This window comes from Dietzia alimentaria 72 (genome assembly GCF_000226215.1).
In the GTDB taxonomy this organism is placed as follows: domain Bacteria; phylum Actinomycetota; class Actinomycetes; order Mycobacteriales; family Mycobacteriaceae; genus Dietzia; species Dietzia alimentaria.
In genome coordinates, this window is record NZ_AGFF01000005.1 from 104,785 (window position 1) to 127,491 (window position 22,707).

Here is a 22,707-nt window from a genome sequence, read left to right on the forward strand (position 1 = left end):
ACCATGGCGACCCCCAGCGCACACGCGAGCCCCCGTTCCAGGTGGGCGTCCCTCCTCGCGGCCCCACTCGTCGTGGGTGTTGTCGGTTCCGGACTCGTCCTGACCCCGGTCGTGGCGGCTCAGGAGACGCCGGCCAGCCCGGCGGAGTCGACTCGAGCCGAGGCGCCGAGGGCCGATGCGGGCCCCGCCGGGGCCACCTCCGCGCAGGTATCGCCGTCTCAGGCCACCCCGGCGCCGAACCCGGCCAACACCCCTGATGCGCCGACGCTGCGGGTGCCGACCACCCCGCCGTCCGGCGTCCGGCTGGACAAGGTCGAGTGGAAGAGCGCCAATCGCGTGGCCCTGTGGGTGCAGTCGCCCGCCATGGAGCAGGCCGTCCAGGTGCAACTCATGCTCCCGGCCCAGTGGAACGCCGAACCGGAGCGCACCTACCCGTCGCTGCTCCTGCTCGACGGACTGCGCGCTCGCGCCGACGCGAGCGGGTGGACCCTGGAGACCAAGATCTCCCAGTTCTTCGACGCCAAGAACGCGATCATCGTGCTGCCCGTCGGCGGAGAGTCGAGTTTCTACACCGACTGGGTGGGCGACGCCAAGGGGTCGACCTACCAGTGGGAGACGTTCCTCATGGAGGAGCTGCCGCCTCTGTTGGCCCGTGACTGGCGCGTCAACGACAAGCACGGCGTGGCCGGATTGTCCATGGGCGGCACCGCCGCCATGATGCTCTCCCAGCGCTACCCGGATCACTTCCAGTTCGCGGCGAGCTATTCGGGTTTCCTGGACACCACGAGTTTCGGGATGCCCGAAGCCGTCAAGGTCGCCATGCAGGACGCCGGCGGTTACCCCGCCGAGAATATGTGGGGGCCGCTGGGCTCGGACCGCTGGCTGGAGCAGGACCCCAAGCTCCATACCGACAAGATGAAGGGGCAAAGCCTGTACGTCTCCGCGGGCAGTGGCAACACCGGCCCGTGGGACCAGCCCTCAGGGCTGCCGGGCATCCCCACCAACTTCCCCGGTTACGGCCTCGAGTTGCTGTCCCGGATGACCACGCAGACCTTCGTCAACAAGGCCCGCGGGTCCGGCGCCCAGGTCACGGCGAATTTCCGGCCGTCCGGCACCCACACCTGGCCGTACTGGCAGTTCGAGATGACGCAGGCCTGGCCGCAGTACGCGGCGGCGGTCGGCATCGAGAACGTTGAGCCCCCGTGCGCGGCGGCCGGCGAGATCGCCAGGGTGGCCGAGCGGCAGCCGGGCCTCGGTCCGTGCCTGACGGGCGAGTACGACGTCCGTGGCGGCAAGGCCACCGACTTCCGCTTCGGCCGGGTTTTCTGGTCGCCGCAGACCGGCGCCCATTCGGTCCTCGGCGCCATCGGCGCCGCCTATCAGGCCGAGGGCGGCCCCGATGGTCGACTCGGCCTGCCGACCTCCGGCGAGACCGCCACCCCGGACGGCAAGGGGCGCTTCTCCACGTTCCAGAACGGTGCCATCTACTGGTCGCCGACCACGGGCGCGCACGCGGTCCGTGGCGCGATCCGGACCATGTGGCAGGAGCAGGGCTCCGAGCGCGGTGATCTGGGCTACCCGACCACCGACGAGATCGCCAACCCCAATAAGCCGGGCGCGGTCCAAGGGTTCTCCGGCGGCACCGTCTACTGGTCCGAGGAAACCGGACCGAAGGTCGTCGAGGGTTCGATCCTCAAGGCCTACCGCGAAGCCGGGGCGGAGAACTCGGAGCTCGGCTACCCGACCACCAACGAGATCGCGCTGAGCACCCGCAACGGGGCATTCAGCCGATTCCAGGGCGGCGCGATCTACTGGTCCAGGAGCACCGGCGCCCATGTGGTGCCGCGGGGACCGGTGTTCGATGCCTGGGGCACGGTCGACTACGAGCGCGGCCGGCTCGGCTACCCGACCAGCGGACTGCGCAACACCCGGGACGGCCAGGTGATGGAGTTCGAAGGCGGCACGATCACGGTGTCCGGCGGCCGGGCGGAGATCTCGTGAGGCCCCGCGGCGCCGCCCGGGTCACCGCATCGGTGGCAGCACTGCTCATGGCGGGAGGGATGCTCACCGCCTGCGGCGGAGGTGATTCGACCGTCTCCGGCGTCCCCGACTCCGAGACGTTGGCGCCACCGCCAGGCGGCGCGGGCTCGCCGTCGTCGCGGGTCCCGGCGTCCGAGGACTCCGGACGTTTCACCGAGGCTCCCGCACCGGTTGCCACTGACTCCAGCGGATTCACCAGTCCCGCCATCGGAGCGCGCGAACGCGGCTACCTCGCGGTGCTCGAGGGTGAGGGGATCGAGACCGACGAACTCTCGGACGCGCTCGTAGCGGCGGGGAACACCATCTGCCGCATACGCACGACCGGCGGGGCGGCGGGGGAGACCACCACCATCGCCGACGCCGTGGCGGGACAGATCTCGGCGGGCGGGTACTCCGACCGCGGCGTCGACGAGCTCTCGCGCACCGTCGTCGACGCGGCCGCCGGTCAGCTCTGCCCGTAGCGGGTCGTGAGCCCGGACACCCGGGCGGCGTCTCCGGAACCCCGGGGGCCCGCCGGGCGTTGAACCTGTCGTCGACCCTCCGCCGCACCGTGCGGGCTGGTCGGGAAGGAGTTCGTATCGTGGCTCGTGGATCACGTGCTGGAGGTGGCCGCCGTCTCGGGTGCGCAGTCGGAGCGCTCATCATGGTGGTCCTGCTGGTGCTGGGGATCGGCTGGTGGATCGGTCAACGCGGGCTCCCCTCGGGGCCCGACGGTCCCGGGCCGGGTCCGGATGTGCCGCAGCGGTCCCAGCCCGCCGACTGTCCCGATGTGGAGATGATCGCCGTCCCGGGGACATGGGAGAGCAGTCCGACAGACGACCCGTTCACTCCCACGTTCCTGCCCAACGCACTACTGCGGACAGTGACCGATCCGCTCAGCGAGCAGTATCCGGGCGAGAGACTGCGCGTGTTCACCGTCCCGTACATCGCTCAGTTCCGGAATCCGCAGCAGCCCGACCAGGTCACCTACGACCAGAGCCGTGCCGAGGGCACTGATCGGGCGCGCGCCCAGCTGGTGGCCACGCACGAGCACTGCCCCTACACCTCGTTCGTCCTGCTGGGTTTCTCCCAGGGCGCGGTGATCGCCGGCGACCTCACGAGCGAGATCGGCACGGGTAACGGTCCGATCCCGGCCGAGTTGGTGCGCGGCAGCGTCCTCATCGCCGATGGCCGCCGCATCCCCGGCGAAGGACAGTCGCCCGGGCTCTCGCCCGGGAACGGGCAGGGCATGGAGATCTCACTGCAGCCGGCCACCGGGCTCACCCAGCTCATCGCCGGGGCCACGATGACCGGACCGCGACCAGGCGGGTTCGGTGTCCTCGACGACCGCACCGCCCAGATCTGCGACTCGCGCGACCTCATCTGCAACGCGCCGCTCAACGTGGTCGACGGCGCAGCCCGGTTCCAGGAGTTCCTGGCTAACAACGCGATCCACGCGATGTATGCCACGAACCCGGACGTGATCGAGGGAACGACGGTGCCGGAGTGGACTATCGACCACGTACGAGGACTCGTCGACGACGCCCCGGAGATCGCCCACGAGTGATCACGCTGCCCCGGGGTCGGGTGTCGCGACGACACGCCTGGCGAGAAGGATGATTCGGAGTTCGGGCGTGCCCTGGGGCACGCTGTAGGATCGATCAAGCCTGTCGTCAGTTCACCCGGCATCTCCGCGGTCGACGACGTCGACCAATCGAAACGGATCGGAACGGAGCAACGTGGAGTTCGAGCAATACCACGACGCCAGCGGGGCGATCATCATCCCCGATCGCACCACCCTGGTTGACTTCGTCGAGTTCAACGTGGCCGCGGCTCGACAAGACGAGTCGGCTGATCATCTGATCTACCGGTATATGGACTACTCCAGCACGCGTGACGGCGAGGTCCAGGAACTGACGTGGTCGCGGTTTGGGGACCGGCTTTACGCTATCGCCGCACGTCTGCAGCAGGTGGCCAAGCCAGGCGACCGCGTGGCGATCCTCGCGCCGCAGGGGCTCGACTACATCGTGTCGTTCTTCGCCGCCATCCACGCGGGCCTCATCGCGGTGCCGCTGTTCGACCCGGACGAGCCGGGTCATCACGACCGTCTTCACGCCGTCCTGGGGGACTGTGCCCCGGCGGTCATCCTCACCTCGACCGAATCCGCCGCCGGCGTAAGGAAGCTCTTCCGTGAGCTGCCCGCCCGCGAACGGCCGCGCACCGTCGCCGTCGACGCCATTCCCGACGAGCTCGGCACCGGTTGGACGCGTCCGGAGCTGGGTGCCGACGATATCGCCTACCTGCAGTACACCTCGGGTTCGACCCGGGTGCCCGCGGGCGTGGAGATCACTCACCGCAACGTGGTCACCAACGTCATCCAGCTCTTCGACGGTCTCGGATTGTCCCGCGACTCGCGCGGTGTCACCTGGCTGCCGCTGTTCCACGACATGGGTCTGCTCAAGGTCATCGTGCCCGCGATGGGTGGCGCGACGATCACGGTCATGAGCCCCCGCGCATTTGTGCAGCGGCCCGGCCGGTGGGTCAACCAGCTCGCCGAGATGGCGGCCGAGGAGGGGGTCGACGGTGTGTTCGCCGCCGCACCCAACTTCGCGTTCGAGCACGCGGCGCGTCGCGGGCTGCCCCGCGAGGGCGAGACCCTCGACCTGTCGGGCGTCACCAGCATCATCAACGGCTCTGAGCCGGTCACGCCGGCCTCCATGCGCGCGTTCAACGAGGCGTTCGCACCCCACGGCCTGGCGCCGACGGTCATCAAGCCGTCCTACGGCATGGCTGAGGCGACACTCTTCGTCTCCTCCCCGCGTAAGAACGACGAGGCAATCGTCATCCACGTCGACCGCGGCGATCTCAACAAAGGCGTCATGACCGTTCTCGACGAGTCACAGGTCGACGGGAACGACGAGGCCATCCCGCAGGTCGCCTGCGGCTTTGTGGCGCCCAGCCAGTGGGCGACGATCGTCGATGCGAACGTCAACGAGGCCGGCGAGCACGATGGGACCGGGCGCGAACTCCCCGAGGGGCGGGTCGGTGAGATCTGGCTCCACGGCACCAACATCGGTCGCGCGTACTGGGATCGCCCGGAGGAGTCGCACGCCACGTTCGGGAATCTCCTGACCGAGCGGCTGTCCGAGGGGTCCAAGACCGTGCGCGAGTTCGGCACCGTCCCCGAGGACGGGCGCTGGCTGCGGACGGGCGACTACGGCGCCTACGTCGACGGCCAGCTCTACATCACCGGACGCGTCAAGGATCTTGTGATCGTCGCGGGCCGCAACCACTACCCGCAGGATCTGGAGAACACGGCGCAGGACGCCTCCGACGCGCTCAGGCCCGGCTTTGTCGCCGCGTTCGCCGTGCCGGCCAACCAGCTGCCGATCGACGCCCGTAACGGTGAGGAGATCGCGACCGATGACTCGTCGGAGACGCTGGTCGTCGTGGGCGAGCGCGCTCCCGGTGCAGGCAAGGCGGACCCGGTGCCCATCGCGGATGCGGTCCGCTCGGCCATCTCCGCACGGCACGGGGTCACGGCCCAGGACGTGATCCTGGTGCCGGCGGGATCCATCCCGCGCACGTCGAGCGGCAAGATCGCGCGGCGCGCGTGCAAGGCTGCTTATGTGGACGGCACACTGCGTGGTGGCCACCAGCAGACCGCCTTCCCCGACCTGCCGACGCAGTAGCGCCCGGCGACCGGGACGGTCGAAGGCACCACGGGTGCCCCGCCGCGCGGGACACACCGGATGACACCCGAGGAAAGGCGAGCCGCTCAGATGGCACAGAGTGAGATGACGGTAGTAGAGCTCCGCGAATGGTTGCGGGGCTGGGTCTGCCGGGCCACCGGCCTCGACCTCTCCAAGGTGACCGATGACCGCTCGTTGGAGGAGTACGGACTCTCGTCCAGGGACGCCGTGACCCTCTCCGCCGACCTCGAGGACCTCGTGGGTCGGCCCCTCGACGCCACCGTCGCCTACCAGCACCCGACCATCGCCTCCCTCGCCGAATACGTGGTCAACGGACCGGCCGAGCTCGACGAACCCACCGATCTGCACACCTTCCGCGAGCGCGGCGCCGGCATGGAGTTCGACGTGGCCGTGATCGGCTTCGCCACCCGCTTCCCGGGAGGGGCCGACACCCCGGAGTCCACGTGGGAGTTGCTCGCCTCCGGCCGCGACGCCACCTCACCTCGCCCGGCGACCCGCTGGTCCGAGTGGGCTGGTGACGCGTACGTCCAGCAGGTCTTGGCCGAGGCCCCCGACCGCGGCGGCTGGCTGGACGATTCCGAGGTTCGCGACTTCGACGCCGAGTTCTTCGGTATGAGTCCCCGTGAGGCCGAAATGGTGGATCCGCAGCAGCGGCTCGCCCTCGAGCTCACCTGGGAGGCTCTGGAAAACGCGCACCTGCCCGCCAGCGACCTCAAGGGTCGCGAGGTCGGCGTGTTCATCGGATCGTCCTCAAGCGACTACCAGGTATTCCTGACCTCCGACTCCGCCGCGGCCTCGCCGTACGCCGTCACCGGCGCCTCCAACTCGATCATCTCCAACCGGGTGTCGTACACGTTCGACTTCCGCGGGCCCTCCATGACGCTCGACACGGCCTGCTCCACTTCGCTCGTCACGGTCCACGAGGCCGTCAACTCCCTGCGGTTGCACGAGTCGGACCTGGCTGTGGCCGGTGGCGTCAACATGATGCTCGCGCCCGCCGCGACGATGGGCTTCGCCAAGACGGGCGCCGCGCTCAGCCCCGACGGGCGGATCAAGGCCTTCTCCTCGGACGCCAACGGCATCTGCCGCGCCGAGGGCGGCGGTGTGTTCATCCTGAAGCGTCTGTCTGAGGCCGAACGGGACGGGGACGAGATCCTCGCCGTCATCAAGGGGTCCGCGGTGAACTCGGACGGCCGGTCGAACGGCATGACCGCACCCAACCCCGACGCCCAGGTCGCGGTACTGCGCCAGGCGTACGCCGACGCCGGCGTCGACCCCAAGACGGTCGACTACATCGAGGCACACGGCACCGGCACGATCCTCGGGGACCCGATCGAGGCCACGGCGCTGGGACAGGTACTCGGCCGCGGCCGCGACGCGGACCGCCCCACGCTGCTTGGCTCGGCCAAGACCAACTTCGGCCACATGGAGTCGGCTGCCGGCGCCGCCGGCCTGGCCAAGGTCATCCTCGGCATCGGCAAGAACGCGCTCCCACCCACACTCAACTTCGCGGGCCCCAACCCGTACATCGACTTCGATGCCGCCCGGCTCAGCGTCGTCACCGAGACCACTCCGTGGCCCCGCTACAGCGGTCGGGCCGTGGCCGGCGTCTCCGGATTCGGTTTCGGCGGCACCAATGCGCACGTCGTGGTGGCCGAGTACCAACCGTCCCGGGCCCCTGCACCGGTGGGGGCCGTCGACACCGCGGTCGACGACGTCGCCCGCAGCGTCTCCGACGCCGTGATCCGCAACGCCGACGAGCTCGCGACCACCGGCACCTCCGTCGCGGGGGCCGCGGCCACCGTGCTCGTGGTCTCGGGGTCGCTGCCGTCGCGCCGCAAGGCGACGGCCGGGCAGATCGCAGACTGGCTCGAGGCGCAGGACGACTCGGTGGATCTCGGGGCCGTCGCGCGAACCCTGGCCGCCCGCAACCACGGGCGCTCCCGTGGTGCCGTGGTGGGCCACACCCGCGCCGAACTCGTCGCCGGACTGCGTGCCCTGTCCGTCGGTGACCCCGGCCCCGGCGTGTTCAGCGCCGACGCTCCCGCCGGCACCGGCGACGTCTGGGTGTTCTCGGGCTTCGGCGCCCAGCACCGCAAGATGGCCAAGGAGCTCTACCTGTCCAACCCGCTGTTCGCCCACTGCCTGGACGCGGTGGACGAGCTCATCGACTTCGAGGCCGGCTACCGGATGGTCGAGCTGTTCCTCGACGACTCGGTCACCTATGAGGTCGAGAACGCGCAGGTCGGGATCTTCGCCATCCAGGTGGCACTGATCGACACGCTGCGCGCGCTCGGCGCCAAGCCGGAGGCCGTGATCGGCCACTCGATGGGTGAGGTGGCCGCTGCGTACGCCACCGGTGGTCTCAGCCTCGAGGACGCGGTGCGCGTGATCTGCGTGCGCTCGCGACTCATGGGCGACGCCGAGGGGCAGGTTTCCGACGCCGAAGCCGGCGCCATGGCGCTGGTCGAATACTCGGCTGACGAGGTCGCGCAGATCATCGCCGACAACCCGCAGTTCGCCTCCATCGAGCCGGCCGTCTACGCCGCGCCCACCCACACCACGGTCGGCGGCCGCGCCAAGCCCGTCGCCGAGTTCGTGGCCTGGGTCGAGGAGCAGGGTAAGTTCGCCCGGCAGCTCCAGGTCCGGGGCGCCGGTCACACCTCGGACGTCGACATGTTGCTCGGTGAGCTGGCTGCGGAGATTGCCGGCCTCGAACCGCGCACCCTCACCTCCGGCCTGTTCTCCTCCGTCGACCGCGAGACCTTCTACCGCGCCGGCCACGAGCCGATCCACGCGGAGGAGTACTGGGTCAAGGGCATGCGCCACCAGGTGTGGTTCACGCAGGCGGTCCGCAAGGCCGTCGACGCCGGTTACGTGACGTTCCTCGAGCTGGCGCCCAATCCGGTGGCCGCGATGTCCGTGGCGGCCACGTGCTTCGACGCCGGGCTGATGGAGCCCAACCTGGTGTACACGCTCAAGCGCAAGGAATCCGAGGCGGACACCCTGCTGAGCGCGATCGCCCAGCTCTACGTCCACGGCCATGAGGTGGACATGCCCTCGGTGGTGGAGATGCTGCACGGGCACGTCACCGGTCCGGGGCGATACGCACAGGTTCCGGGGACCGCCTGGAAGCGTCGCACCCTCTGGCCCACGGTCACTGCGGGGGGCGGTTCGGGCGAGGGCCGCATGCCCGGCTCGTACGTCGCTCTCCCGGACGGTCGCCACGCGTGGCAGGTCCGTGCCGAGGTGGTTCCGAGTGTGGACGCGCTGATGACCTCGGCCGCCGCGTCGGTGGTCGAGGGCGCCACCCTCACCGCAGTCAACCGCCCCGGCGTGCTGCCGGCGGCGGGCACGGTCACCACCACCATGACGCCCCACCCGGGAGGTGCGTCGTTGCGGGTGCACGCGCACACCGGCACCGCCGCCGCCCCGGCGTTCTCGCTGGTCGCGGAGTGCGCGGTGACGGGTGGTACTCCCGTGGACCCGGACAGTGCTCCGGAGACCCACTACGTGTCGGCCGAGTCCGACGCGCCGGTGGTGGAGAGTGACGACGACGAGGCCGACAACCGCTGGACCCCCGACTCGGGCGAGGAGATCGGCGACCGTCTGGCCCGGATCATCGGCTCCTCGATGGGGTACAGCCCCGACGACCTGCCCCGGGAGCTCCCGCTCCTCGATCTCGGCCTGGATTCGCTCATGGCGGTCCGGATCAAGAACCGTGTCGAGCACGAGTTCGCCATTCCGCCGCTCGAGCTACAGGCCATGCGTGACGCGTCGTTGAACGATGTCGCCGAGATGGTCCGCTTCGCCGTGGAGAACCCCGAGCAGGTGGGCGAGCTGGCCGCGCAGCAGGCTCGTGGCGAGGGCAACGGCGCGGTCGACGTTGCCGCGCTGCGGGACCACGACGCCACTTCCGGTTCGTTTGACGGCGCGGACGCCGGCTCTCCGAGTAGTGCGGGCGCGGGCGGCGACGCCGTGTCCATCGCCCCGCGTGACGACACCGAGCGCATGGCGTTCGGTGCGTGGGCCGTGGTGACCGGCGCGGCCGCGCCCGGCGTGACCGGCACCCTGCCCGCGATCGACGACGCCACCCGGTCCGCACTGGCTGCGCGGCTGTCGGATCGCACCGGCGGCGACATCACGGTCGACCAGCTGGCCGCTGCGGGGACCATCGCCGATATCGCGGACCTACTGCGGCCGTTCACCGAGGTCGCGGTGGAAGGCAACATCCGCGTGCTCGCCGAGGGCACAGCCCAGGCGACCCCGCTGTTCCTGTTCCACGCGGCCGGTGGCTCATCGTTCGTCTACGAGCCGCTCGTCGACCGTCTGGGTGGCGGGAACCCCGTGTACGGGGTCGAGCGCACCGAGGGCCCGCTGGTAGAGCGGGCCGCCGGTTACCTCGACCGGATCCGCGAGCTCGCCGCCGGTCGTCCCGTTGCCCTGGGTGGCTGGTCATTCGGTGGCGCCCTGGCGGTGGAGGTCGCGCGGCAGTTGCGGCTCGCCGGCGACGAGGTGGCTCTGGTCGCCCTGCTGGACACCGTGCAGCCGTCGGAACCCATCCCGGACACCCTCGACGAGGCCGAGGCGCGCTGGAAGCGTTACTCGGACTTCGCCAAGCGCACCTACGGACTCGACGTGGAGGTCCCGCGGGAATTCCTGGCCGAGCACGGAGAGGACGGCGTCCTGGGTATGCTCCTCGGGGCTCTGGGCGCGGAGGCCAACGCCATGGGCGGGGGCGTGATCGAGCACCAGCGCGCCAGCTTCGTGGACAACCGCATCCTGCAGAGCGCGGATCTGTCCTCGTGGGCGGGAGTGGGGGCCGAGGTGCCTTTCGTGCTCTACCGTGCTGAGCGCATGCACGGCGGCGCGATCGAGCTGGAGCCGCGCTACGCACACGTCGATCCAGACGGCGGTTGGGCCGGGATCGTCACTGATCTCGAGATCGTACAACTGAGAGGAGACCACCTCGCGGTGGTCGACGAGCCGGTTGTCGGTACGGTCGGTAAGCATTTGGCGCGTCGGCTCTCCGAGCTCGACGCGGGAGTACGGAAGGAATCGGACGCGTGACGGCGAAGACCACCGCGGAGAAGTTGGCGGAACTGCGGGTCAAGACCGAGGAGGCCCAGGACCCGGGTAGCGAACGGGCCAAGGCCCGCCGGGATGCCGCGGGTCTGACCCCGCCGCGGGTCCGCATCGACGAACTCCTCGACGCGGGGAGCTTTGTGGAGATGGGCCAGTTGGCCAAGGCCCCCGGCGACGCCACGAATCCGTTCGGCGATGGCGTGGTGACCGGCCGGGGGACCATCGATGGCCGCCCGGTGGCCGTGTACGCCCACGACAACACGGTGTTCGGCGGGTCCGTGGGGGAGGCCTTCGGGAAGAAGGTCTGCGCCATCATGGACTTCGCCATCAAGGTCGGATGCCCCATCATCGGCATCAACGACTCCGGTGGCGCCCGTGTCCAGGACGCCGTCACCTCGCTGGCCTACTACTCGGAGATCTCGCGGCGCCAGTACCCTGCGTCCGGGCACGTCCCGCAGATCTCGATCATGCTGGGCAAGTGCGCGGGCGGCGCCGTCTACGCGCCCGTGACCACGGATTTCGTGGTCGCGGTCCAGGATCAGGCGTACATGTTCATCACCGGCCCGGACGTCATCAAAAAGATCACCGGTGAGGAGATCTCGATGGAGGATCTCGGGTCGGCCCTGGTGCAGGCCAAGAACGGCAACGTCAACCACGTGGCCGTGAGTGAGCACGAAGCATTCATGTACGTGCGTAACCTGCTGAGCTACCTGCCGTCCTCGGCCGCCGAGAAGGCGCCACTGATCAATCCGGGCCTCGAGCCCGAGCCGACTGAGTCGGACCTGCAACTCGACTCGATCATCCCCGACTCGGACAACGCGGCGTACGACATGCACGACGTGCTGATCCGCATGTTCGACGACGGGGAGTTCATGGAGACGTCGGGGCAGTTCGCCCCCAACATGATCACCGGTTTCGCCCGCGTCGACGGTGAGTCCGTGGGTGTGGTCGCCAACCAACCGCTGCACCTGTCCGGGGCGCTCGACATCGATGCCTCGGAGAAGGCCTCACGCTTCATGTCGATCTGCGATGCCTATTCGATCCCGATCGTCTATCTGGTCGACACGCCCGGATACCTGCCCGGCGTGCAGCAGGAGAAGCTCGGCATCATCCACCGTGGCGCCAAGATGGGCTTCGCGGTGGTCGCCGCCTCCGTCCCCAAGGTCACCTTTGTCGTCCGCAAGGCCTATGGCGGGGCGTACGCGGTGATGGGGTCCAAGAATCTCGGTGGCGACCTGAACTTCGCCTGGCCCACGGCCCGCATCGCCGTGATGGGAGCCGAGGGCGCGGTCGATCTGCTGCAGCGCCGTCAGATCGAGGAGGCGGGCCCCGAGGAGGGACCGAAACTCCGCAAGCAGCTCATCGACATGTACAACGAGTTCATCGCGACCCCGTACACCGCCGCAGAGCGGGGTTACATCGACGCCGTGATTGAGCCGTCGCAGACCCGTCTGGTGCTGCGCGGTGCGCTCAATCAGCTGCGGGACAAGGTCCGCAACGAACTCCCGCGTAAGCACCCGATCGCCCCGATGTGACCCGGCGGCCGGCCGGTTCTGCCCGTCGCCCGCCACTTCCTCCTCGTCCCGCTTCGTCCCGCCGCGCCCGCCTGGGCATCCGCACCCGCGCCTGCTCACGCCGCGTTTGCCGGCCCGTCCCGCCCGGGCATCCGCACCCGCGCCTGTACGGCTGACGCATAGGCGCTACCGTCCATGAACTCTCGCCACCGCCGAAGCGGCCGCCCGAGTTCATGAACGGTGGCGGATCCGTTGAGCGGCGACCCGCGACCCGTGGCGAGCGACTTGCGGCCCGTCAGCTCGAGGCCCGGCGGGGGGCGGCACCAGCGTGAGCCGCGCCCCTGCCGGTGCTACTCCGGGTCGGTTACCAGAATCGGTCCCTCGGGCTTCCACCAGCCCCAGCGCGTCTCGGTGCCGGTGGTGACCTCAGCGGGCGTCGGAGGCTCGTCCTGGAAGGTGCCCAGGGGGGTGTACGCCTCGATCGAGCCCCAGTCCCGGTTCCAGTCGTGGCGCAGGTACGAGGGCATCGTGCGTGCCCGCTGGACGGTCTCCACCCAGCCGAGCGGACCGCCGCCCTCGTACGACATCCACGTGCTCGTGGCGCTCACGGCGAGAGGACGGTCCGGCATGATCCGAAATTCCGGGAGCTCCGCCACGCCCGCGTGGTGCGAGAACGGCCGCTGGCACGGGAACTGCAGGCTCACGGCCCAGTCGAGCAGGACCGGCGAATCGGATCCGACCATCTCCTGAACAGTCACCAGCTCGGGTGCACGGGGCGGCGTGATGGCTGCCCACTGGTCGGGGGTGAGGTCGTGGTCGTCGACGCGGATGCGCATCACGTCGGCGTCGGCGGGGACGTCGTTCATGTCCACGCGCAGGTTTCGCCAGGTGGGGGCGGGGCCGATGTCGAACGGCACGACAGGCTCGCCCACCATCTCGGCACCGGAACCGGGCTCGCCGGACCGGCCGAACTCGACCACCACGTCCTGGCCGTACTTGAAGAGGCCGTCGGCGTCGTAGCGTCCGATCCGCCCGGCGGCCGAGATGACGAGCAGCGGGTGCGACTCCCGGTTCTCGGGTAGTCGGTACCAGCCGGTCTCCAGGCTCGCCTCGCGCTGCGGGCCCACGAGGTGGGATCCGAGGACCGGGGTGGTGGCGGGATCGAGTCCGAACGGCAGCGCCACAGTGGACTCGTTGACTCCCTCGGTGCCACTGCCGCCTCCGGTGCCGGCGCTCTGACCGGTGTTCACGGCCGGGCCGCCGCCGGGGTCGGAGGTGGTGTTGGCGGCGCCGGGGTCGGACACCACCGCGTCCGCGGACAGATCGGGTGCCACACCGTCGGGCGAGAAGGCGGTGTTCTCCCCGGCGTCGATTGCGGCTGCGCGGTCCCGCGGGTCGATGCTGCCGTCGGGCAGAGGGGTGGCGTCGAGCGGGTCGAGCATCCCGGCGTTGGCGTCGGGCTCCACCAGGACGCGGTCGGCGAGCATGCAGGGATTACCCGCGAGTGCGGAGAGGTTGCCCGCACCGACCGTGTACGCGGGGAACTGCTTCTGGACGCCCTTCGCGAAGGAGGCGATGGAGAACACCACGAGAAGACCGGCGACGACGGCGATGGGCGCTGCCGCGAACGTCCGCATCCTGCGGCGGCCTTCAGAGGTCCTGGGGGCCTGGTCCCCGGTGTAGTCGCGGCGTAGGTGCTGCCACCCGGCGTAGGCGAAGGTGAGCACCGCCAGCCCCAGGAGCACGGTGGCCGCGTCGACGCCTCGGACGCTCGGGGCCTTGTCCCACCATGGGAGTCCGTAGCTCGACACGTACCACCAGCCGTTGGGGCCGGCGAACGCCACCGCCAACACCATGAGGATCACACCGAAGAACAGCGTGCGGTTGCGGGCGGTGCGGACGGCGGAGGCCGAGATCGCGAGTGCACCGAGGGCGGCGACTGCCGCGCCGATGCCTGCGTAGACACCGAAGTGGTGCGTCCACTTGGTGGGGGAGAACATCATGAAGAACGCGGTGCCCACCACCACACCGACGAGACGCCACACCGGGCCGGAGGCGGCGCCGGGCACCTTGCCGCGGCGCAACAGGGTGCCGATGACCAGAGCCAGGCACAGGAGCACCAGCAGAACGGGCAGACGGCGGGCGAGCGAGCCGTCGACCGTCGGGATCATCAGGTAGTAATAGCGGACGAATTCCTCGAACCACTGCAGGTTGGGGCCGATCTCGCCGCGGACGCGGATGGCCTCGAGAACCGAGGCGAGGCTCTGCACGCCAAAGACGCTGATGAAGACCATCGTCCCGGAGGCCAGGATCGGGGCCACCAGGGCGAGGTACGAGCCCACCTGGCGGCCACGCACCACCACGGTGCGCACGACGGCACGCAACCCCATGATGAGGGCGGCAACGGCCATGAGTCCGGTGGGGCCCGTGGCGAGCGAGAACGAGGCGATGATCACGGCCACCGCGAACGGCAACATTCGACGGGTGGCGATGGCGCGTTCGACGGACACCCAGGTGAGCAGTGCTCCCAAGGCGATGGCGGGCTCGGGGCGCAGGCCGTTGTTGAACGCCATCCAGAACGCCAGGAACACCGCGGCGGCACTCCACACGGCCACCGGGGTGGTGCGGGCGGCTCGGCCGAGTCGGGGCAGGACCTCGCGGCTGATGACCAGCCAGCAGAGGATGGCTGCGATCAGCGCGGGTAGGCGCATCCACGGACTGGCAGTGGAGACGTGTGAGAACAGTGTCAGCAGGTCGTAGTAGGGCGAGCCGAACGGGGACTCCGGCACGCCGTACCAACGGTAGTAGTTGGCCATGTAGCCGGCCGGGTCGGCGGCTCGGGCCATGGTCAGGATGTAGCCGTCGTCTGAGGTGTTGCCACCGACGAAGTGCCAGATACCGAGGGTGCCGACCACGGCGACGTCCGGCGGGCGGATTCGGAACCAGCCGCGGGGGAGGAAGCGCAGGGATCGACGACCGTCGGTCTGGTCGAGGCCGTGCAGCGCCCACAGGGCCACGGCGGTCGACAGGAGGCCGATCACGATGGCCGCCCACTTCAGGGCCGTGGGGTCGGTGGTGAAGCGCGAATCCACGTCGACGGTCACGTCGAGGCCGGCGGGAGCGGCGGTGTCGGCGGCAAGGTCGGTGTAGACACCCACGACCATCGGCCGCAGGTCATTGGCGTCGACGCGACGGGCGGCGCCCTCGATGCCTTCGAAGTCCGCCTCGACGAAGGTCGGCCCGGCCATCACCCGCAGTTGCGTGCAGTCCCCGGCTGCAACCTGCTCGCGCGGGGCGGAGACGATCACCCGGTTGCGGGAGACCACGTCCACGGTGTCAGAGGACGCGCGGACGAACAGTGCTCGCTCCCCGGCCTCCTCACCGCCCGCGGGGGCGGTCGAGAGCAGGATCCCGCCGCTCTCGGGCAGCTCCGAGACGAGCGTGCACGGCACGGTCGCGGTGACGGACTGCGGGGAGTGCGCCATGAGCGGCGCGGTGACGGAATTCAGCGTTCCGTTCTGCGGCCACTGCACGGTCGAGGTGGTCTGGGAGACCGGCAGAAAAGGCAGAGACAGGAAGCACAGGGTGCCCAGAAGGCCACTGACGATGGCCACGAGGCGGAGCCTCGCGACACGGGCGTCGGCGGCGACCGGGCCGGAGGCGGCGGGAGAGTCTGACACGACCGCCGATTCTAGGCCACGATCAGTTCATCGGCCCCGGTGCGGCCCAGCCCCAGCGGCGCTCGCTTCCCCGAACGAGCTCGGCGGGGGTCGCGTCCGGGTCCAGTGGCTCGAACCGCTGGAGCGATCCCCAGTCGCGGGACCAGTCGTGGTCGAGGTATGTGGGAACGGTGACCGCCTCGACCGTCTGGGTGGTCCAGAGCAGTGGGCCGCCGCCGCCGGCACTCTGCCACCAGTTGGCGGCGGACGAGGATTCGCGGTCGGCGAGGATCCGATAGCGGGGGATCTCGGCGACGCCACCGTTGTGGATGAACGGCCGCTGGCAGGGGAAGGCGAGCGCCACGACCCAGTCGATCAGGACGGGGTCGTCCGAACCTACGACCTCCTGGAGGGTCCTCAGACGCGGGTTCCGTGGAGGGGTCACCGCGAGCCAGCGGTCTGGGTCGAGGCTCCCGTCCTCCGCTACCACGCGCACGACCTGGGCCTCATCGGGGATCTGGTCGAGCGGGATCCGCAGGTTTCGCCAGGCGGGGGCGGGGCCGATGTCGACGGGGGCCATGGAACCCAACACCTCGAAGTCGGTGGGGCCGGCGGCGCCCACGCGGCCCGGGCGACCATATTCGATCCGTAGCGAGTCGGGGCCGATACGGCCGGCGGCGGCCATCACGAGCAGCGGCCGGTTGGGGCTTCGAGCGGGCAGCTCGTACCAGGCCGAGGTGAGATCGGCGGCGACCTGCGGGCCGCGTCGGTAGGAGCCGAGGACCGGGGTGGTGTCGGGGTCGAGCCCGAACGGCAGTGCCACGGTCGAGCCGTTGACGGTGACCGCGCCGCGGCCGCCGGTGGTGCCCGCGTCGACACCGTCGTCCGGGTCGCGTTCGTCGGAGTCGGACTGGGCCAGGGAGCCGGACGACTCGGTGCTGTCGACGGTAATCGAGTCGGGCAGGCCGTTGGGCGCGAACCCGTTGACCACACCGGCGCCCAGCGAGATGTCGGGGCCCGCCCCGACCGCCCGGAGCAGTCCGTCGTTGGAGTCCTCCTCGACGAGCACGGAATCCGCCAGCGAGCACGGCTCGCCGGACAACGCCCGGATGTTGGCGCGCCCGACGGTGTAGGCGGGGGTCTGGACGAATACCGCGGTCACGGCGGAGACGAGTTCGAAGATCACCACCGAGAACGCCACGGCCGTCAACGGGGCACCGCCGATGCCGGGATTACGGTCGGGAGACCGGACCCGGCCGTGCGGGCCGCCGGGAGTCGAGAGAGCGACGGCGTCGGCCGAGGTGCGGCCCTGATCTCGCAGGCGCGCCGCGGGTGTGTCCGCCGACCGGCGCAGGAACGGCGCCACCGTGGTGAGGCGACGCCAGAGGGCTGCCCCGGGCTCGTCGGGCACGACCCCGGAGTGGATGAGCCCGGCGATGAGCAGGCACACGAACCCGCCGATGAACGCCACGTACTGCACCTGGACCCCGAGGACGGCGGGGAAGGAGTCCGAGTAGGGGATTCCGTAGTCGGAGACGTACCACCAGGTGTTGTTGGTGGCGGTGGACAGGCCCACGACGAGGCACAGCGCCGCCCACACGAGCCAGCGACTGCGCGCAAGGGATACGGACGAGGAACGCAGGGCGATCACGGCGAGGACGGCCAGTGCGCCCGCGAGTCCGGCGAAGACGCCGAAGTGGTGGGTCCACTTGGTGGGGGTGAACACGAGGAACAGCAGCGATCCCGCGATAACGCCGACGAGTCGCCGGGACGGCCCGGTCGCTGCGCCGGGGATCCTGCCGCGCCGCAGCATGACCGCTGAGACCAGCACCAGGAACATGAGCATGAGCAGAACGGGGAAGCGGCGGGCCACGCCACCGTCGGCGGACACCCCGAACAGTGCCTCCCAGCGTTCCTTCTCCCCGTACCAGGGCAGGCTGGGTCCGAGCTCGGTGCGGATGCGGGTGGCCTCGAGCACGGCGGCCATCGTCTGGTCCGCGAACACCGTGTAGAGCAGCGCCAGACCCACGGCGAGGACGGGACCGAGGATCGGCGCCCAACCCACCACCTGCGCACGCTTGCGCACCATGCCGATGAACTCGCGGGCACCCGCGGCCAGGGCGGCCACGCACATGAGGCCGGTGGGCCCGGCACCGAGGGAGAACGCAGCCACGCCGATCGCGGCGGCTCCGGGCACGAGCCGGCGGGTGGCGATGGACCTCTCGACCAGGGACCAGGTGAGCAGGGCACCCAGGGCGATAACGGGCTCGGGGCGCAGTCCGTTGTTGAACGCCATCCAGAACGCGAGGAACACCGCGGCGCCGGTCCAACGCGGTCCACGCCACGTGCGGGCCAGGCGGCCGAGTCGGGGCACCACCTCGCGGCTGATGATCAGCCACGCGAAGATGCCGCACAGCAGCGTGGGCAGTCGCATCCACGGGCTGGCGGTGGAGACCTCGGCGAACAGACGGAGGATCTCGTAGTACCAGCCGACCGGGGATTCGGGTGAGCCCAGCCAGCGGTAGTAGTTGGTCATGTACCCGCTGGGGCCGGCGGAGCGGGCCATGGTGAGCAGGTAGCCGTCGTCGGAGGTGTTGGCGCCGACGAGGTGCCAGAACGCCAGGACGCCGATCACCACGCCGTCGACCCCCGACAGTCGCAGCCACGAACGCGGAACAAATCGCCGGTCGGAGCGTCCGTCGATTCGGTCGAGACGGTGCAGGAACACCAGGGAGGCGAGGGTGGCCAGGACGCCGATCACCATCAGCAGCAGCTTGATCGTGGTGGGGCTGGAGGAGTAGCGGGAGTCGACCGTCACCTCGACCGTCGACTCGCCCAGGCCGTCGGGTGCGGTGGTGGGGGTCAGGTCGGTGAACACGCCGGTGACCTGCGGACGCATGGTGCCGGGGACGGCGGCGCTGACCGGGTCTTCCACACCGTCGGGATCTGGTTCGAGACCGGTGAACTCGGCTGTGAGGATGCCGGTCTCGGCCCGCACACGCAGCGCTTCGCAGGCGGGGTCGCGCAGCGTGGAGACCGGGACCGAGAGCAGAGTGATATTGCGGACCGCCACCTCGAGCACCGAGTCGCCGGCAGCGTTGGTGACGCGCTGGACGACCAGCCCGTCCGAGATCCGGCCGGGTGCCCCGTCGGGCAGCGTCGAGAAGATGATGGTGTTGGCGGGTACCTCGGCCAGGGGTCCGCAGGGCGCGGTGATGGTCAGATCGAGTGGCCGGCCGGAGACCAGCGGTGCCGTGACCGACGCGTAGTCGGGCCCGGCCGTCCAGTCCACACGGGTCGTGTCCTGCTCGACGGGGAGCAGGCCGGCCAGGATTGCCAGGAACGCCCCGAGGAACCCGGTGATGACCGCCCATCGGCGGTCGCGGTCCATGCCGGGGTAGGGGTGTAGTCCGAGTGGTCGTTCACGGTCGGCGTCGTGGACCTCGTCGTCGTCGCCGGACCGTGCACGGTCCCCCGCGGTTCGTGTCGTCATCTCACGATCACCTGACCACGATCACAGCGAACGGACCCACGTCGTGGACCTCGAAATGGGGGCCTTCCACAGCCTCGGCGGGGATGGTGACCCCGAAGCGGCGGACGTTCGGGTCGTTGGGATAGGTGTCCTCGGCCAGGCGGAGTGTGTAGCCATCGCCGGAGGAGCGGGCGACGATCGCGTCCGGGCCTCGCCAGGGGGTGTCGGACATCATCGCGAATAGTTCCTCGCCGCTCGTGGCCTCCTCCCAGCCGACCATGGCCGCGTTGCGGTCCGCGTAGTGGCCGAGGGGGTTGGCGTAGTGCGAGGTCACCGCCTGATAGGCCAGGTACGGGTGGTACGACAGGAAGGCGTCGGCGGTGCTGACGACGACGAGGTCGGTCCGCTCGCGTCCGGGGAACGCCTTCAGGATGACCGAGTCGACCTCTGCGTAATGGGACTCGGGCCCGGGAGGGTAGCGGTCCGCGCGTTCGCCGGCGCCGTCGGTGTCCGTGTAGGCGAGTCGGATCTCCTCGTGCAGATGATCCGGGATGCCCTGCGCGTGGGCGAGCGCGGCGAGCGTGGCCACCACGCCCACGGAGGCGGTGGCACCCCGACGCAGCCGGGCAGCCTCCGCGGCCGGCCGCTCGGCACCGGCCTGCCGGCCGGCGGCGTGGACGATCAGCCCCGCGATCTCGGCGAGCGCGAACACGCCGGCAACAACGAGCAGCAGGATGAGCACCGGCTCCAGCCGGAATCCCAGCATGGTGGTGCCCAGGACAGTGACCGCCATCGAGGCGAGGCACCAGAGGTAGACGGCCACCACGCCCAGACCCAGTGCCTGCGCGCGACGGGAGTTCCAAGCGCGGGCCACGATCCAGATGAGGCCGGCCAGGCAGACCCAGCCGGTGAGGCCGCCCGCGGTCATGGGCAGTGGCAGGCGGGCGCCGGAATCGGGGAGGTAGTGCATCGCGGTGCCCGACTCCGTGGGCGTGCCCCGCAGGGTCGCGACGAGGTAGGGGGCCCACACGATCAGTGCTATGGCGCTCGACCCGAAGCCGATCACCGCCAGACGCGCCGCGGGCAGCCAGATCGGGATCGATGGCTGCCCGGCACCGGCCTCAGCTCCGGTTCCGCCCCCGCCCCCGGCTCGGGCGATGCGCCGGCGATCGAGCATGGCGGCACCTGTCGCGACGACCGCCATGAGCGTCACGGTGCCCGCCGCGAGACCCGTGTACAGGGTGTACGTGCTGGCAGAGGCGCCGAGAAACAGCATGGTTGCCAGGGTGGCGCCCCGACCGCTCCCCCGCGAGGTGGGGTGAACCGCGTGCCAGGCCAGGATCAGCACGGGTGGGATGAACAGCGCCACGACGGCCCCGTACGGCTCGGGGCTGGCATAGGCCAACATCACCGACGTGGACACCAGGCCCACAACGGCGCCGAGGTCGGTGCGCAGGAGACGGGTCCACAGCACGGTGACCAATGCCGCCGCGACAGCCAGGGAGAGGATCGCCCATGGTTTGTATGCCGCCCACCCCTGCAGGCCGGCGAGGTTGGCGAAGCGTCCGCCCAGCCAGAACCAGCCCGAGGGGTAGAACGACGGGAGGTCGGCATAGGCCATGTCAGGCAGGCCGAATGACGTGGTGGAGCGGGTGAGGAACTGGGTGCGGAACTCCTGGTCGACGCTCACGCCGTGCAGGTAGAGTCGCGATGCGGCCAACGGGATGCCCAGAGTGACGGCCACCAGCAACGCGGAGCCGCTGGGTGCGGCCAGCTTGCCCAGGCGGACCAGCGCCGGACGCCCACGCCCACTGCCGTCAGCGACGATGTCGGTGTTCGCCATGCTGCTCAGGGCCGGTCGCTCGCCCGCGCGGGCGGACAGGATCGCCACCGCCACCAGGGCGATCGCGGCGGCCTGGCCCACCACCGTCAACGCCCGCAGAACGTTGGAGTTTCCGTAGGCGGGAAACGAGACCAGCGAGAAGCCGACGAGGACGACTCCGGTGACGAGGGCGGCCAGGAGCGTCGCCGCACCTGCCAGGCCGAGCCCTCGAAGCGCCACCGGCATCGTCAGAAGGGGAGCTTGCGGAAGATGGGGCGCGGCACGTGGGTCAGCACTGCCATGACACCGCCGAATGCGGCCGGGGCGAAGACCGCGCCCTTGTCGCGACCCGAGTATTTGACCGCGATGCGGGCCACCTCGTCCTTGTTGACGGTCAGCGGAGCCTCGTCGACGTGCGCGGACATGCGGGTGCGTACCTGGCCGGGCCGGATGACCAGGACGTCGACCCCGTACTCGGAGAGCGCGTAGCCGAGGCCCGTGTAGAAGGAGTCCAGTCCAGCCTTGGTGGAGCCGTAGACGAAGTTGGAGCGGCGGGCCCGCAGCCCGGCGGCCGAGCTCATGGCGATGATCCGGCCGTACCCCTGCACCTTCATCTTCTCCGCCAGCAGCACGCCCACCGAGACGGCGCCGGTGTAGTTGACCTGCGCGATTTGGACGGCCTTGCGCTGGTCGGACCACAGCTCTTCGTTCTCGCCCAGCAGACCGAACGCGACGATCGCCACGTCCACGTCCCCATCAGCAAAGATCTGCTCGAACGCGGCCGGGTGGGTCTCTGTGGCCGCAGCGTCGAAGTCCACCACCTGCACCGACGTTGCACCGGCGGCGGTCATCTCGGCGCGCGCGTCCTCGATCGACGGATCGTTCGGCAGGCAGGCCAAGATCACGCGCATCGGGCCCTGCTGGAGGTACTCCGCGCAGATCGACAGGCCGATCTCCGAGGTTCCACCAAGCAGGAGAAGGGTCTGGGGGACGCCGACGGCATTGATCATGGGCGATAGTCTACCGACGGCATCCGACGCTACCGCTGCAGTGGGCTGTAGAACACCAGACCGTTCCCGGAGACGTCGTAGACCACGGCGCGTCGTTCATGGGCGTCGTCGTGGGGCTGCGCCACGATCACCCCGCCCGCCGCCTCCACGTCGCGGGCCGCTGCGTCGACGTCGTCGGTCTTGATTCCCACCACGACCTGGCCCGGTATCGGGTGATCGACCTTGGTAGCCAGAGCGAGGGTGATCGAGCCGCCGTCCAGGGCGGCGAAGTGCGTGCCGTCGCGGAACTTCACCGTCATCCCCACCGACTCGTAGAACGCGATCGACGCGTCCAGGTCCTCGGTGCTGAGCATGATCATGCGGACGTCGTGTGCCATCTCGTTCCCTCTCGTGCGTGACGGTCTCCGAACGCG

Annotated in this window: 11 protein-coding genes; 6 read left to right on the forward strand and 5 right to left on the reverse strand. The window is 70.0% G+C overall.

What is annotated here, in order from left to right:
* The first annotated feature begins 3 nt into the window (after positions 1-3).
* The 6 genes from ON04_RS02025 (at position 4) to ON04_RS02050 (ending at position 12,352) form a co-directional block, all read left to right on the forward strand.
* The gene (locus tag ON04_RS02025) at positions 4-2,001 is read left to right on the forward strand and encodes an alpha/beta hydrolase-fold protein (RefSeq protein ID WP_010539907.1); all 1,998 of its coding nucleotides are present in this window, start codon (positions 4-6) and stop codon (positions 1,999-2,001) included.
* Entirely contained in the window at positions 1,998-2,501 is a 504-nt protein-coding gene (locus tag ON04_RS02030; RefSeq protein WP_010539908.1) for a DUF732 domain-containing protein, read from the forward strand. Before ON04_RS02025 ends, ON04_RS02030 begins: the two co-directional genes overlap by 4 nt.
* Before the next feature lie 119 nt (positions 2,502-2,620).
* Positions 2,621-3,586 (forward strand): cutinase family protein, encoded by a 966-nt coding sequence (locus ON04_RS02035; protein WP_033443963.1) that lies wholly within the window; start codon positions 2,621-2,623, stop codon positions 3,584-3,586.
* A 172-nt stretch (positions 3,587-3,758) separates the two neighbouring features.
* Positions 3,759-5,711 (forward strand): long-chain-fatty-acid--AMP ligase FadD32, encoded by a 1,953-nt coding sequence (gene fadD32 / locus ON04_RS02040; RefSeq protein ID WP_010539910.1) that lies wholly within the window; start codon positions 3,759-3,761, stop codon positions 5,709-5,711.
* A gap of 90 nt (positions 5,712-5,801) precedes the next feature.
* Positions 5,802-10,802, forward strand: a complete 5,001-nt coding sequence (pks13, locus tag ON04_RS02045; RefSeq protein ID WP_010539911.1) for a polyketide synthase Pks13 — start codon at positions 5,802-5,804, stop codon at positions 10,800-10,802.
* Positions 10,799-12,352, forward strand: a complete 1,554-nt coding sequence (locus ON04_RS02050; RefSeq protein ID WP_010539912.1) for an acyl-CoA carboxylase subunit beta — start codon at positions 10,799-10,801, stop codon at positions 12,350-12,352. The genes pks13 and ON04_RS02050 overlap by 4 nt, the downstream gene beginning before the upstream one ends.
* 329 nt (positions 12,353-12,681) lie before the next feature.
* Here ON04_RS02050 and ON04_RS02055 read toward each other — a convergent pair whose 3' ends face one another.
* From ON04_RS02055 to ON04_RS02075, 5 genes are read right to left on the reverse strand one after another with little or no spacing between them, the layout of a single operon-like run.
* Entirely contained in the window at positions 12,682-16,011 is a 3,330-nt protein-coding gene (locus ON04_RS02055) for an arabinosyltransferase domain-containing protein (protein ID WP_010539913.1), read from the reverse strand.
* Positions 16,012-16,033: 22 nt separating this feature from the next.
* On the reverse strand, positions 16,034-19,483 hold the full coding sequence (locus ON04_RS02060; protein WP_010539914.1) for an arabinosyltransferase domain-containing protein: 3,450 nt from the start codon (positions 19,481-19,483) through the stop codon (positions 16,034-16,036).
* A gap of 7 nt (positions 19,484-19,490) precedes the next feature.
* On the reverse strand, positions 19,491-21,530 hold the full coding sequence (locus ON04_RS02065) for an arabinofuranosyltransferase (RefSeq protein WP_033443964.1): 2,040 nt from the start codon (positions 21,528-21,530) through the stop codon (positions 19,491-19,493).
* A gap of 2 nt (positions 21,531-21,532) precedes the next feature.
* Positions 21,533-22,294, reverse strand: a complete 762-nt coding sequence (locus ON04_RS02070) for a decaprenylphospho-beta-D-erythro-pentofuranosid-2-ulose 2-reductase (protein WP_010539916.1) — start codon at positions 22,292-22,294, stop codon at positions 21,533-21,535.
* 29 nt (positions 22,295-22,323) lie between these two features.
* Positions 22,324-22,671, reverse strand: coding sequence for a VOC family protein (locus tag ON04_RS02075; protein WP_010539917.1), 348 nt, complete (start codon positions 22,669-22,671; stop codon positions 22,324-22,326).
* Between the last annotated feature and the right edge of the window lie 36 nt (positions 22,672-22,707).